The following is a 13,794-nucleotide window of genomic DNA, read 5'->3' on the forward strand; positions in this document are numbered from 1 at the left end:
CTTCTTGCGAAGCGCCTATTTCATTACTTCTTGTGAACATTTGATATTTTAAGTATCAGCAGGACTAGCCTGCTGTGCACTTTCATCAAACGTCCACACTTATCGACTGTTAATTTTTAAAGAACTTTATTCGGTACTGCTTGCTGAAGAAGCGTTGTGTTCATCAGCGAAGAGGCAAGATTATGAAGTGTTTCGTTTATCTCGTCAACCCCTTCTTTTTCCTCGCTAACTTCGCATTTACATGCTGCGTTTTGCGGGGAGGCGAACTATAGCAAAGGGCCAGCGCACTGGCAAGGGTAAAATAGCGGTTTCACCGAAACATACGCACGTCATGTCTATTCTGCTCACTACTCTCAATGCCCGCTACACCCACGCCTCGCTGGGACTGCGCTATCTATTAGCGAATATGGGAGAGCTGCAGGAGCAAACACGCTTGCAGGAATTCGTCATCGGCGCGAAGACCACCGAGATCGTCGAACGCATCCTGGCGCATGCGCCGCGCATCGTCGGTTTCGGCATCTATATATGGAACGTCGAAGAAAGCACCAAAGTCGTGGCGATGCTCAAGCGCGTGGCGCCGCATGTGGTGGTGGTTCTCGGCGGGCCGGAAGTGTCCTACGAATCGAATGAGCAGGAGATCGTCAAGCTGGCCGACTACCTGATCACCGGCTGGGGCGATGTCACCTTCCCCAAGCTGTGCGGCGAGATCCTCAACGGCCCCAAGCCGCTGATGAAGATCCACGCCGGCGTGCAGCCGCCGATGGCCGAGATCAAGCTGCCCTACTCGCTCTACACCGACGACGACATCAAGAACCGCACCATTTATGTGGAAGCCTCGCGCGGCTGCCCGTTCAAGTGCGAGTTCTGCCTGTCCGCGTTGGACAAGACGGCGTGGCCGTTCGCACTGGATAACTTCCTGGCCGAGATGGAATCGCTGCACGCACGCGGTGCGCGGCTGTTCAAGTTCGTCGACCGCACCTTCAACCTGAATATCAAGACCAGCCTGAAGATCATGCAGTTCTTCCTCGATAAGCTGGAAGCCAACCCGGACGACCCGGTCTACGCCCACTTCGAGCTGGTGCCCGACCACCTGCCGGACGCACTAAAAGAAGGCATCAGCAAATTCCCGCACGGCGCGCTACAGTTCGAGATAGGCATCCAGAGCTTCAACCCTGCGGTGCAGACGCTGGTCAGCCGCAAGCAGGACAACCAGAAGGCCGCCGACAACATCCGCTGGCTGACCGACCACTCCAACGCCCACATGCACGTGGACCTGATCGCCGGCCTGCCCGGCGAAACGGTGGAGAGCTTCGCCGAAGGCTTCAACAAGCTGTGGGCGCTGAATCCGCACGAGATCCAGTTCGGCATCCTCAAACGCCTGCGCGGCACGCCCATCATCCGCCACACGCAGGAATACGGGCTGGTGTTCGAGCCCTACGCGCCCTACACCATCCTGGCCAACCGCGACATCGACTTCCCGACCATGCAGCGCCTGGTGCGTTTCGCGCGCTACTGGGATCTGGTGGCCAACTCCGGCCGCTTCGGCCACACGCTGCCGGTGCTGCTGGGCGACGACGCCTTCGGCAGCTTCATGGCCTTCTCCGACTGGCTGTACGCGAACACCGACGCCACCCACCGCATCGCGCTGGAGCGGCTGGTGGCGATGGTGGCCAAATACCTGCAAACCCGGGGCATGGCCAAGGACGCCGCCGAAGCCCTGCTGGCCAGCGACTATGCGGGATCCAAGCCGAAAGCCGTCGAGACGCCGGCGCCCAAGCGCCAGGCCCGCAGGCTGGCCGCCTGAGCGAGCCAGCGCACGCCGGCGTACATCCATAGGTGGCGGCCGGGGCGAAACTCCCTTAAACTGACGGAATGCCTATTGCCAAAGAGCCCACCCTCACTCTCAATCCCGGCGCTGCCAAGGGGCCCTCGGTCGCTGCCGGCGGCACTTGGCAAGTCCACGCTCTGGCGCAGGGCAAGACGATGGCGACCATCACGGCGTTAATCAAGACACTCAAGGCCGACAACATCAAATGGGATCTGACGGCGATCGACAGCATGGACCACATCGGCGCCCAACTGCTGTGGAACGCCTGGGGCAAGACCCGCCCCGCCGACCTGCAACTGGCGCCCGGCCAGGAAGAATTCTTCAACCGCCTTGAAACCACCGGCAAGCTCGAACTGCCGCGCGCCCGCGCGCAGCGCCTGACGTGGGTGATGAAGCTCGGCTTCGCGATGCTGCTGTTCTTCCAGCACCTGGCCGCCTTCGTGCGCCTGATTGGCCAGGTCACGCTGGACCTCGGCCGCTTCCTGCGCGCGCCCATGCGCGGACCGTGGAAGGAAATCTCCGCGAATATTTTCCACGCCGGCTTCCAGGCGCTGGGCATCACGGCGCTGGTGGGCTTCCTGATCGGCGTGGTGTTCTCTTACCTGTCGGCCCAGCAGCTGCGCAACTTCGGCGGCGATATCTTCCTGGTCAACCTGCTCGGCATGAGCATCATCCGCGAACTGGGTCCGCTGCTGGCGGCGATTCTGGTGGCCGGCCGCTCCGGTTCGTCCATCACCGCGCAACTGGGCGTGATGCGCGTGACCGAGGAACTCGACGCCATGCTGGTGATGGGCATCTCGCACGGCTTCCGCCTGATCATGCCCAAGGTGCTGGCCCTGGCGATCGCCATGCCGCTGCTGGTGATCTGGACCGACACCATCGCGCTGTTGGGCGGCATGGTGTCGGCCAAGGTCGAACTGAATCTGTCGCCGCAGTACTTCGCGCTCAAGCTGCCCGAAGCGGTGCCGCTGGCGAACTACATGATAGGCCTGGGCAAAGGCATGGTGTTCGGCATCCTGATCGCGCTGGTGTCCTGCCACTTCGGCCTGCGCATCAAACCGAACACTGAGAGCCTGGGGCGCGGCACCACCACCTCGGTGGTGACGGCGATCACCGCCGTGATCCTGGCCGACGCCGTATTCGCCATCCTGTTCAGCGGCGTGGGGTTCTGATGGTCAGCCACGCGCTCATCCCCGAAAAAGCCTGCGGCCCGGGCAACGGCGAACTGACGCTGGACGGCAGTGTGCCCATCGTCGAAATCACCGGCCTGTGGACCAAGTACGGCCGCACCGTGGTGCACCAGGATTTGAACCTGGAGATCGAACAGGGCGAGATCCTGTCCATCGTCGGCGGTTCAGGCACCGGCAAGACCACGCTGCTGCGCCAGATGCTGGGCCTGGAGACGCCGGCGCGCGGCTGCGTGCGCGTGTTCGGCGAAGACATCAGCGAAGTCGGCTCCGACCAGCTGCAACAGCTGCGCAACCACTGGGGCATGCTGTTCCAGCAGGGCGCGCTGTATTCGGCGCTGACGGTGTTCGAGAACATCGCCCAGCCGATGCGCGAACTGCACACGCTCCCCGAAGACCTGATACTCGACGCCGTGCTGCTGAAGATGAACATGGTCGGCCTGGGTCCGGAACACGCCAACAAGATGCCGTCCGATCTGTCGGGCGGCATGGTCAAGCGCGTGGCGCTGGCGCGCGCACTGGCGCTGGAACCCAAGCTGCTGTTCCTCGACGAGCCGACCGCCGGCCTCGATCCCGATCTGTCCGAAGCCTTCGTCTCGCTGATCAAATCGCTGCACCGCGAACTGGGGCTGACGGTGGTGATGGTCACGCACGATCTCGACACGCTGTTCGCGCTATCGACCCGCATCGCCGTGCTGGCCGAAAAACATGTGATCGCGCTAGGCCCGCTGCGCGATCTGCTGACCATCGACCACCCGTTCATCAAGGAGTTCTTCCTCGGCGACCGCGGCCGCCGCGCGCTGGAAGCGCTGGACGAAAAAACCAACACGGAGCACCACTGATGGAAAACCGATCCCACGCACTCACCACCGGCTTCTTCACGATCACGCTGCTGATCGCGGCCATCCTGTTCGGCCTCTGGTTCAACCGCGACCGCGTCGAACGCGCGCCCTACGTCATCGCCACCGCGCAATCGGTGCCGGGCCTGAACCCGCAGGCGCCGGTGCGCTATCGCGGCCTGGAAGTGGGCCGGGTCGGCAGCATCGCCTTCGATCCCAAGGTGGCGGGCCTGATCCTCGTCACCCTCAACATCAACACCGATGCGCCGATCACCAGGACCACCTTCGCCACGCTGGGCTACCAGGGCGTGACCGGCATCGCCTTCATCCAGCTCGACGACGACAAGGTCGGCTCGCCGCTGCTGGCCACCAGCAGCGACACCCCGGCCCGCATCCCGCTGCGCGCCGGCTTCTTCGACCAGCTGGAAAAACGCGGCAAGGAAATCCTGACGCAATCGGAAGAAGTGACGCGCAAGCTGAACGCCCTGCTCAGCGCCGAGAACCAGAAGACCATCATCGGCGCCTTCTCCGACGTCAGCGCCACCGCCAACGCCTACCGCGAGCTGCCGGCCAAGCTGGAGCCGACCATCGCCAGGCTGCCGGCGCTGGCCGATCAAACCCAGCACACGCTGAACTCCTTCAACACGCTGGCCACCGATGCGGACCGCATGGTCAAAAACCTGCAAGCGCCGGACGGTCCGATCGCCCGCATCGCCAACACGGCCGAGCGCATCGGCGGCTCGGTGGAGGCGGTGGCCGGCGGCATCGAACTCGATACGCTGCCGCAGGTGAACTCGCTGTCCGACGACACCAAGGCCTCGATGCGCGCGCTGCGCAAGACCATGAACAAGATTAACGACCGTCCGCAAAGCCTGATCTTCGGTTCGCCCGGCACCCCGCCCGGCCCCGGCGAAGAAGGCTTTTCCGCCTCGTCCAAATAAGGATCACCGAGATGACTTCCGCTATCCGTAACGCCATCGCCATCCTTGCCGCCACCGTTGGCATGACTGTGCTGCTGGCCGGCTGCGCCAGCAAGGGCCAGCCCACCGCGCAGTACGACTTCGGCCCGCTGCCGCAACCGCAGGCGAAGGCCGGTGCCGCCATCGGCTCCATCATCGTGGCCGACATCGTCGGTCCCGCCGCGCTGGACACGGAGCGCATGCAATACCGCCTGCTGTACGCCGACGCGCGCCAGTCGCGCCCCTACGCCTACAACCAGTGGACCGCCACGCCGTTCCAGCTGATGACCCAGCGCATGAAGGCGCAGATCGCGCAGGCCGGCGTCAAGGTGCTGTCGACCACCGACGCCGCCGCCAGCCCGACCGTGCTGCGCATGGAGGTCAACGACTTCGCGCAGAACTTCGACAGCGCCACCAGCAGCACCGGCATCGTCAACCTGCGCGCCTCGCTGTTCCGCAACCACAAGCTGGTCGACCAGAAGACCTTCGTCCGCAGCAGCGCGGCCCCGAGCCCGGACGCCGCCGGCGGCGCGCGCGCGCTGGCCGAAGCCACCGACGCCGTCACGGCCGACGTGCTGGCCTGGCTGGCGGCCTTGCCGCCGCAGTAGGCATGACCGAGACTCCGACCAGCGCGCCAGCGGCGCCCGGCAAGCCGATCCCGGAGCCGGCCAGCAAGCCGTCGCCGTTCACGCGGGCGGCGCTGCTGGCCTATGTGCTGCTGATCGTCTACGCCAGCTGGTTCCCCTTCTCGGGCTGGCACAACCAGGGCTTGTCGCCGCTGCTCTTCCTTGAAACCACCGCGATGCCGCGCTACTGGACCAAGTTCGACGCCGTCATCAACGTGGTCGGCTACATGCCGCTGGGGACGCTGATCGTCTACGCGCTGTACCCGCGCTTCAAGGGCATCGTCGCCTGGCTGATGGCGGCCGCCAGCGGCCTGCTGATCTCCGGCCTGATGGAGGGCGTGCAAACCTATCTGCCCAGCCGCGTCTCCTCCAACCTGGACTTCTACACCAACGCCGCCGGCTGCGCGATGGGCGCGCTGATCGGCGTGCTGACCGTGCGCCGCCTGCTGGACCAGAGCCAGCTGCAGCGCCTGCGCCAGGCCTGGGTCGCGCCGCACGCCAGCCAGGGCCTGGTGCTGCTGGCGCTGTGGCCGCTGGCGCAGATGTATCCGCAAAGTTTTCTGTTCGGTCTGGGCCAGCTGCTGCCCATCCTGTCGGACTGGCTGTCGCAGCTGCTCGACACCGAGATCGACCTGGCCAGCTACGTGCGGCCGGATGCCATCCTGACGGTGGAACAATACTGGCTGTCGGAAACCATCATCACCGCCTGCGGCATGGTGGGCGCGGCGCTGACCCTGCTGTGCCTGCTGCGCAAGCCGGCCCCGCGCGGCCTGCTGGTGTGTGCGCTGATCGGCGCCGCCATCGTCGTCAAGGCGCTGGCGACGGCGCTGCTGTTCTCGCCGGAAAACGCCTTCGTCTGGGTGACGCCCGGCGCCGAGGGCGGCTTCCTGATCGGCGCCATCATGCTGGCCGGCCTGACGTTCGCGCCGCATGTGGCGCAGCGGCGGCTGGCCGTCACCACGCTGCTGCTGAGCCTGGTGATCGTCAACACCACGCCGGCCAACCCGTATTTCGTGGCCACCTTGCAGACCTGGGTGCAGGGCAAGTTCCTCAACTTCAACGGCGCGGCGCAGTTCCTGACCTTGCTGTGGCCCTTCTTCGCGGTCTGGTTCCTGTGGCTGCCTTCACACAAGCTCAATAAGCCCTGAATAAGCCACAGCGGGTATCATAGCGGCTACAACTTTCCCCGAGAAACTGCGATGAGCGATACACCTTATTTCAAACACCACGTCTTCTTCTGCATGAACAAGCGTGACGACGGCCGCAACAGCTGCGGCGACCACGGCGCGGAAACCGCCCAGAAGCACGCCAAAAAGCGCTGCAAGGAACTCAACATCAACGGCCAGGGCAATGTCCGCATCAACCAGGCCGGCTGCCTGGACCGTTGCGAAGAAGGCCCGGTGCTGGTGGTCTATCCGGAAGGCACCTGGTACACCTACGTCGACACCAGCGACATCGATGAAATCATCGATACCCATCTGGTGCAGGGCAAGGTTGTCGACCGTCTCAAAATCTGAAGAGCTATGAACAAGAACGAAAAATTCACGCTGGCCGGCGGCGCCGGCCAAATGGAAGGCATCCTCGACTATCCGAAGAGCGAACCGCGCGGCGTCGCGCTGGTGGCCCATCCGCATCCGCTGTACGGCGGCACCATGGACAACAAGGTTGCCGTCACGCTGGCGCGCACCTTCGTCAACCTGGGCTACGTGGTGGCGCGCATCAACTTCCGCGGCGTCGGCGCCTCGGAAGGCGTGCACGACCACGGCCACGGCGAGACCGACGACATGGCACTGCTCCATCAATGGATGACGGCCAAGTATCCTGGCCTGCCGGTGGCGCTGTCGGGCTTCTCCTTCGGCACCTTCGTGCAATCGCAGCTGGCGCAGCGCCTGGCCGCCGCCGGCACGCCGGCCGAGCGCCTGGTGCTGGTCGGCGCCGCCGCCAAGAAATGGGAAATGGCCGACATCCCGGCCGACACCATCCTGATCCACGGCGAAAACGATGACACCATCCCGCTGATCGACGTGCTGGACTGGCTACGCCCGCAGGACATTCCGGTGATCGTGATCCCCGGCGCCGACCACTTCTTCCATCGCAAACTGCAGCACATCAAGGGCTGGGTGACGCAGCTGTGGCACCGCAGCACCGATGTTGCCGAGACGGAAACGGACAGCGCAAACGCCGACTAACGTCCTATAATCCTTACGCCTTTAACTTTTCACCGAACAAAGCAACCCATGAAAAAAATTATCGCGGCACTGGCCACCAGTGTGATGTTGATGTCCGCCGCCGTAGCGCAAACCCTGCCTCCGCCGACCATCGCCGCCAAGTCCTGGCTGCTGCTGGACGCCACCAGCGGCCAGATCATCGCCTCGCAAGACCCGAACGCCCGCATCGAGCCGGCCTCGCTGACCAAGATCATGACGGCCTACGTCACCTTCGGCGCGCTGCGCGACAAGAAGATCGACCTCAAGCAGATGGTCAACGTCTCCACCAAGGCGTGGAAGGTCGATTCGAGCAGCTCGAAGATGTTCATCGACCCGGCCACGCCGGTCAGCATCAACGACCTGCTGTACGGCCTGATGGTGCAGTCGGGTAACGACGCCGCCGTGGCGCTGGCCGAAGCCGTCGCCGGCGACGAATCCGCCTTCGTGGTGATGATGAACAAGGAAGCCCAGCGCATGGGCCTGACCAACACCCGCTTCGCCAACCCGCACGGCCTGCCTAGCCCGGAGAACTATTCGACCGCGCAAGACCTGTCGGTGCTGGCCAAGCGCGTGATCCTGGACTTCCCCGAGTTCTACAAGATCGATTCGGTCAAGAGCTTCACCTACAACAAGATCACCCAGCCGAACCGCAACCGCCTGCTGTGGCTGGACCCGACCGTCGACGGCATGAAGACCGGCCACACCGAAGCGGCCGGCTACTGCATGATCGCCTCCGCGCACCGTCCGAACGGCGCCGGCGAGCGCCGCCTGGTGTCGGTGGTGCTGGGCACCTCGTCCGACCAGTCGCGCACGCAGGAAAGCCAGAAGCTGCTGAACTGGGGCTTCCAGAACTTCGACACGGTCAAGCTGTACTCCAAGGGCCAGGCCATCGCGACGCCGGAGATCTGGAAGGGTTCCAAGGGCGTGGTCAAGATCGGCTTCGCCAACGATGTGCTGGTGACCGTGCCTAAGGGCGTGGCCGCCAAGATGAAGCCGCTGCTGGAGCGCAAAGACCCGCTGGTAGCGCCGCTGGCCGAGAACAGCCGCGTCGGCTCGCTGAAGATGATGGTGGACGGCAAGCCGCTGCTGGAATTGCCGGTGGTGGCGCTGGAAACCGTCGATCAAGCCTCGATCTTCGGCCGCGCCTGGGATTCGATCCGCCTCTGGCTGAAGTAAGCCCTGCAATACAGCCCGCTGAATGCGGGCTTTTTTATTCGTCGCCGCTGGTGTGCTGCATCGATTCCTGCGCCCACTTGAAGGCGGCTTGGCCGACCTGGCCGATGCCATCCATATCCAGCCCCAGCTTCTCGGCGATCTCCAGCGCGCGGTCGACCTTGTCCCGCTCAAGCAGCATCACCATCATCAGATACGGCCCGTAGACGCCTTCGCTGCTCAGCAACACATCCCGAATATCGTCCGACAGATGCATCTTGTCGACCAGGCTGGCCATCGGCACGCCCAGCAGCGCATCAAACAGCGACAGCAAGCCCACCAGGAACAGCTCGTCACGCTTCGATTGCGGCAGCGTGCTGCAAGTCTCCAGGAAGCGTGCGCGGGTCAGCGCCACTTCCAGCAGCGATTCATCGCGCGCCTTGTTGGCGCCGCCGCCCAGGCGGAACATCGACACCGTCAAACCGCGATACAACTGGTTGCGGCCCAACACCATGAAAGCTTGCTGCAGGCTGGTCACCTTGGTGGTCTGGCCGTTGCTCGGCGCGTTGGCCCACTGCAGCACCTGGTAAGTCATGCCTGGATCGCGCTTGGCCACCTCGATCATGGCCGGCAGCTCGGCGTCGGTGCGCAGCAGGTTCAGCAGCTCGATCGAAGTCATGCGGCTCTGGTCGACCTTGGCGTCCGGGTCCACCTTGTCGCTGGTGGTCAGGAAATGGCCGAGGAAATAATTGCATCCCCACGACATGCACATGCGCTGCTCGTCCCACGTCTCGACGCCATCCACCGCCAGCTTCATGTCGGGATAGCGCATCCGCAGCTGCTTGATCAGGGACTGGAATTCGGCCAGCGTATGTTCGCTCAGGTACAGCATGGCGATATCGCACACGGCCAGCATCGGCGCGTCGGCGGCGTCCAGCGAGATGCCGCGCAGCGCGACCTTGCAGCCGGTCTCGCGCAACGCCGCCATGCGGCCGGCAATCTGTTCCACCGGCAAGTCGCCGGCCTTGCGGTCCAGCAGGAATACCGTATGCGGCGCCACCAGCGGCAGGTGACGGTTGAAGACCACGGCGTCCATGCTCAGTTGCACCAGCGCCAGCCGGTTCTGGGCAAACTGCGGCAGGCGGGCGGCGACCAGGGTTTCGACCAGCACCGGCTCCGGCAGCGGCGCGCGGTTGCCGCCGAAGGGCACGGAAAAACGGTAGCCGCACAGGCGGTGATGTTCGTCGACGATCTCGGCGCGGACGACGACGGCCTCAGGATCGCCCTCGGGATCCGGTGCGGAAGGCGCGGCCATCGGCGGCGCAGCGGATGGCGCAGCAGCGGCCTTGACCGTCGCTGGCGCGGGTTCCGGTTTGGATTTCAGAAACGATAAAAAGCCCACGTGCTTTTCCTCCATCGCCGCATATTAGTTTCGATCATACAATGAAAAACCGGGCCGCAAACGCTCCTTGCCAAAAAATTCATCGTTGGATAAACGCAGCGTGGTGTAACTATAGTACAAGCTTGTCGCTATAATCTGCGCATCCTTCCCCACCGAGAAAGTGCGACCATGAGCTACGCCCCGCCGACCGATTTGTCCTGCCCGTCCATCGCCATCAGCAAAGGCGGGCTGACCCTGTCGCGCATCGTCGCCGGCATGTGGCGCATGAAGGAATGGCAGCTGACGCCGCAGCAGCGCGTGAGCTTCATCGAGCAATGCCTGGACATGGGCGTGAGCAGTTTCGACCATGCCGATATTTACGGCGGTTACGGCGTCGAAGCGGTGTTCGGCGAGGCGCTGGCGCTACAGCCGTCGCTGCGCGCGCGCATGCAGCTGGTGAGCAAGTGCGGCATCAAGCTGGTCGACCCGGCGCGGCCGGAGCACACCATCCAGCACTATGACACCAGCGCCAGCCACATCATCGCCTCGGCGGAAAACTCGCTGCGCCAGCTCGGCACCGACCACCTCGACCTGCTGCTGATCCACCGTCCCGACCCGCTGATGGATTTCGACGAGATCGCCGCCGCCTTCGAGCGCCTGCGGGCGGCCGGCAAGGTCAAACACTTCGGCGTGTCGAACTTCACGCGCCACCAGTTCGAATGCCTGAACCGCCGCATTCCGCTGGCCACCAACCAGGTGGAGTTCTCGCCGCTGTACGTGGCGCCGATGTTCGACGAGACCCTGGACGGCCTGCAAGACCTGGGCGTGTCGCCGATGATCTGGTCGCCGCTGGCCGGCGGCCGCCTGTTCAGCCGCGACGACGCCGACGGCAGCCGCGTGCGGGCCGCGATCCAGCAGGTGGCCGATGAACTGGGCCGCCCGTTCGGCAGCGTGGTGTTTGCGTGGATTATGCAGTTGCCGAGCCGGCCGCTGCCGCTGACCGGTTCCGGCCGCATCCAGGCCGTGGCCGAGGCGGTGGAAGCGACCCAGTTCAGCCTGAGCCGCAGCCAGTGGTTCGCCATCCTGCGCGCGGCGCGCGGCCACGAGGTGGCGTAAGCTCAGTCCTCGTAGACCACCGGCGGCGCGATGCCGCGCCAGCCCTGCTTCCACGCCAGATTCAGTGCCAGCGTGGCGGCGATGTACACCGCGAAGAACAGCGCGAAATACATGGCCTGCAACCAGGCCAGCAAGCCCAGGTTAATCACCAGCACGACCAGCGCGGTCCAGCTCTTCTTTTGCTTGGAGCTGGGGAAGCGCACGGTCGACACCATCAGGCTACCCACGGCGAACAGCAGCGCGACGATCAGGCCGCCGTGCAGCGTGCTGGCCGCCGGGTCCGGCCAGGCCACCACCACCGAGGCCACGCAAGCCGCGCCGGCCGTGATCGGCATGCCGACGAAATAGCGCGGATCGGTGCGGCCGACGTTCACATTGAAGCGGGCCAGCCGCAGCGCGCCGCAAGCGACGAAGAAGAAACTGGCGATGCCGCCCAGCCGCAGCAGCGTCGGCTCGTGCGCGCCCAGTTGCACGAAACCGTAGCAATACAACAGCAAGCCGGGCGCGCAGCCGAAGTTCATCACGTCGGCGATGGAGTCGAGCTGCATGCCGAATTCGGAGGTGGTATTGGTGGCGCGCGCCACCATGCCGTCAAGCGCGTCGAACACGCCGGCCAGCACCAGCAGCACGGCGGACCAGCGGTAATCGTGGGCGGAACCGATCAGCGCGTTGTCGACTGAAATGACGATGCTGCCGAAGCCGCAGGCGATCGACATCAGCGTGACCAGGCTGGGCAAGGCAAACTTGGCGCGCTGCACGCGCGCATGGTGTAGTGGCTTCAAATTGGAGGCAATCAAAAAAAGGCGGCGCAAGGAGACCTGCGCCAAACTGCAAGCTTACCATTTTACCTGCCCGCCCTCTGCTTATACCGGGTGCTGCCGGACTGGAATCTGGCATAGAATTGGAACAGCCAGCCACGGCCCGGCGGCACACCGCACAGGAGTTTCCATGACCATCGATCGTCGACGCAGCGCCCTCATGCTTTCCGCCTTGCTGGCAGCCGCGCTGCTGTCGGCCTGCGGCGGAGGCGGCGGTGGCGCCGCCAGCAGCGGCGGCGGCCCCGTCGCGCCGGTCGACCTGACCCAGGCGCCGGGCGCCCCCGCCTTCACCGGCAACACCGCGCTGGACGGCTACAACTGGATCAACTACCGGCGCACGATGCTGGGCCTGTCCACGCTGGCGCGCAACGCCGGCATCGACCTGGCGGCCCAGGGCCATTCCAACTACCAGCGCCAGAACAATACCGTCACCCACGAGCAGACGCCCGGCCTGCCCGGCTTCACCGGCGCCACGCTGGTCGACCGCCTGGGCAACGCCGGCTACGCCACCCCGCGGCCGTACGCCATCGGCGAAGTCATTTCCGCCACCAGCAACCCGTCCGGCTTTTACCAGGCGGAGGAATTGATCACGGCGATCTACCACCGCTTCGTGATGTTCGAGCCCATCTTCAAGGAAGCCGGCACCGGCGCCGCCACCACCAGCGCCAACTACACCTACTTCACCGCCGACCTGACGGCCGTGGGCGGCTACGGTCCCGGCCTCGGCGCCGGCCGCATCGCCAACTACCCGATCGCCGGCCAGACCAATGTGCCGGTCAACTTCCTGAGCGACAGCGAATCGCCCGATCCGGTGCCCGGCCAGAACGAGGTCGGCTATCCGATCAGCGTGCATGCCGACACCATACGCACCGGCCTCGGCGTGACGGTGGCCAGCTTCACGGTGACGCCGCGCGGTGGCGCTGCGCTGACGGTGCGATTGCTCAGCCACGCCAACGACGCCGACACGCCCGAAACGGCCGCCGCCATCATCCCGCTGGCGCCGCTCAAGAGCGCGACCATCTACGACGTCAGCTTCAGCGGCGTGGTGGCCGGCGTGCCGGTGACGCGCGCCTGGTCGTTCACCACGCGATGAACGCGACCGACGCCGAGGTGCTGGACCAGGCCGGCGGCTTGCAGCAGCTGATGGGCGACCAGGCCTTGTACCTGCAGATCCTGCGCCGCTTCCGCCAGCGCTACGCCGAGTCCGTTACGCAGCTGCGCGCGGCGCTGGCCGGCGGCGACGGCGCCGGCGCGGTGCGCATCGTCCACACGCTCAAGGGCGCGGCCGGCATGCTGGGCGCGCAGCAGTTGCAGCAGACGGCGGCGCAACTGGAGGCGGCGTCCTGCACGCTGCCGCTGGCGCCGCTGGAGCAGGCGTTGCAGCGGCTGCTGCGCGAGATCGACCAGCTGCTGTCGGCAGCCGATGGCGCGGCCGCGCCGGCGGTGCTGGCCAGCGCATCGGCGCAACCGATGCTGGTGCAGCACCTGGCGCGCCTGCTGGAAGACGGCGATGGCGCGGCGATCGATGTGCTGGAGCAGTCGGCGGCGGCGCTGACGGCCAGCCTGGGTGTGGAAGTGTTCGAGGAAGTGGCGGCGGCGGCGGCGCAGTTCGATTTCGACGCGGCGCTGGCGCGGCTGCGGCGCGGCATGGCGCCTTGAGCGCGGCGGCCTGAACGGCCAC

General features: G+C 65.1%; 14 protein-coding genes. 12 read left to right on the forward strand and 2 right to left on the reverse strand.

Annotation, left to right across the window (positions count from 1 at the left end):
* Positions 1 to 331: 331 nt before the first annotated feature.
* The 9 genes from GEV02_RS29230 (at position 332) to GEV02_RS29270 (ending at position 8,822) form a co-directional block, all read left to right on the forward strand.
* Positions 332 to 1,804, forward strand: coding sequence for a B12-binding domain-containing radical SAM protein (locus GEV02_RS29230; protein ID WP_152841352.1), 1,473 nt, complete (start codon positions 332 to 334; stop codon positions 1,802 to 1,804).
* A 68-nt stretch (positions 1,805 to 1,872) separates the two neighbouring features.
* The gene (locus GEV02_RS29235) at positions 1,873 to 3,000 is read left to right on the forward strand and encodes an MlaE family ABC transporter permease (protein ID WP_070272233.1); all 1,128 of its coding nucleotides are present in this window, start codon (positions 1,873 to 1,875) and stop codon (positions 2,998 to 3,000) included.
* A complete protein-coding gene (locus GEV02_RS29240) occupies positions 3,000 to 3,857 on the forward strand; it encodes an ABC transporter ATP-binding protein (protein WP_152809125.1) in 858 nt (285 codons plus the stop codon). The genes GEV02_RS29235 and GEV02_RS29240 overlap by 1 nt, the downstream gene beginning before the upstream one ends.
* On the forward strand, positions 3,857 to 4,795 hold the full coding sequence (locus GEV02_RS29245; RefSeq protein WP_152841353.1) for an MlaD family protein: 939 nt from the start codon (positions 3,857 to 3,859) through the stop codon (positions 4,793 to 4,795). The genes GEV02_RS29240 and GEV02_RS29245 overlap by 1 nt, the downstream gene beginning before the upstream one ends.
* Before the next feature lie 11 nt (positions 4,796 to 4,806).
* Positions 4,807 to 5,421 carry an ABC-type transport auxiliary lipoprotein family protein gene (locus GEV02_RS29250; protein ID WP_152841354.1) on the forward strand — a complete coding sequence of 205 codons (615 nt, stop codon included), beginning with the start codon at positions 4,807 to 4,809 and terminating at the stop codon, positions 5,419 to 5,421.
* Between the two features lie 2 nt (positions 5,422 to 5,423).
* Positions 5,424 to 6,587 (forward strand): VanZ family protein, encoded by a 1,164-nt coding sequence (locus GEV02_RS29255; RefSeq protein ID WP_152841355.1) that lies wholly within the window; start codon positions 5,424 to 5,426, stop codon positions 6,585 to 6,587.
* A gap of 51 nt (positions 6,588 to 6,638) precedes the next feature.
* Positions 6,639 to 6,956, forward strand: coding sequence for a (2Fe-2S) ferredoxin domain-containing protein (locus tag GEV02_RS29260; protein WP_116994064.1), 318 nt, complete (start codon positions 6,639 to 6,641; stop codon positions 6,954 to 6,956).
* Positions 6,957 to 6,962: 6 nt separating this feature from the next.
* Positions 6,963 to 7,628 (forward strand): alpha/beta hydrolase, encoded by a 666-nt coding sequence (locus tag GEV02_RS29265; protein WP_152841356.1) that lies wholly within the window; start codon positions 6,963 to 6,965, stop codon positions 7,626 to 7,628.
* A 48-nt stretch (positions 7,629 to 7,676) separates the two neighbouring features.
* Positions 7,677 to 8,822: a D-alanyl-D-alanine carboxypeptidase family protein gene (locus tag GEV02_RS29270; protein ID WP_008453065.1), complete on the forward strand. Its 1,146-nt coding sequence runs from the start codon at positions 7,677 to 7,679 to the stop codon at positions 8,820 to 8,822.
* Between the two features lie 34 nt (positions 8,823 to 8,856).
* Here the strand turns inward: GEV02_RS29270 and GEV02_RS29275 are convergent, their stop codons facing one another.
* Positions 8,857 to 10,200: an EAL and HDOD domain-containing protein gene (locus GEV02_RS29275; RefSeq protein WP_328595946.1), complete on the reverse strand. Its 1,344-nt coding sequence runs from the start codon at positions 10,198 to 10,200 to the stop codon at positions 8,857 to 8,859.
* A 168-nt stretch (positions 10,201 to 10,368) separates the two neighbouring features.
* Here GEV02_RS29275 and GEV02_RS29280 point away from each other — a divergent pair, with 168 nt between their 5' ends.
* A complete protein-coding gene (locus GEV02_RS29280; protein ID WP_152841358.1) occupies positions 10,369 to 11,295 on the forward strand; it encodes an aldo/keto reductase in 927 nt (308 codons plus the stop codon).
* Between the two features lie 2 nt (positions 11,296 to 11,297).
* On the opposite strand, the gene pssA is transcribed toward GEV02_RS29280, so the two are convergent.
* Positions 11,298 to 12,077 (reverse strand): CDP-diacylglycerol--serine O-phosphatidyltransferase, encoded by a 780-nt coding sequence (gene pssA / locus GEV02_RS29285; protein ID WP_152841359.1) that lies wholly within the window; start codon positions 12,075 to 12,077, stop codon positions 11,298 to 11,300.
* Between the two features lie 166 nt (positions 12,078 to 12,243).
* Between pssA and GEV02_RS29290 the strand changes: the two genes are divergently transcribed.
* Both GEV02_RS29290 and GEV02_RS29295 read left to right on the forward strand, forming a co-directional pair.
* On the forward strand, positions 12,244 to 13,206 hold the full coding sequence (locus tag GEV02_RS29290) for a CAP domain-containing protein (RefSeq protein ID WP_152841360.1): 963 nt from the start codon (positions 12,244 to 12,246) through the stop codon (positions 13,204 to 13,206).
* A complete protein-coding gene (locus GEV02_RS29295) occupies positions 13,203 to 13,772 on the forward strand; it encodes an Hpt domain-containing protein (protein WP_152841361.1) in 570 nt (189 codons plus the stop codon). The genes GEV02_RS29290 and GEV02_RS29295 overlap by 4 nt, the downstream gene beginning before the upstream one ends.
* Positions 13,773 to 13,794 lie beyond the last annotated feature (22 nt).

The organism is Rugamonas aquatica (genome assembly GCF_009380215.1).
Classification (GTDB): Bacteria; Pseudomonadota; Gammaproteobacteria; order Burkholderiales; family Burkholderiaceae_D; genus Rugamonas; species Rugamonas aquatica_B.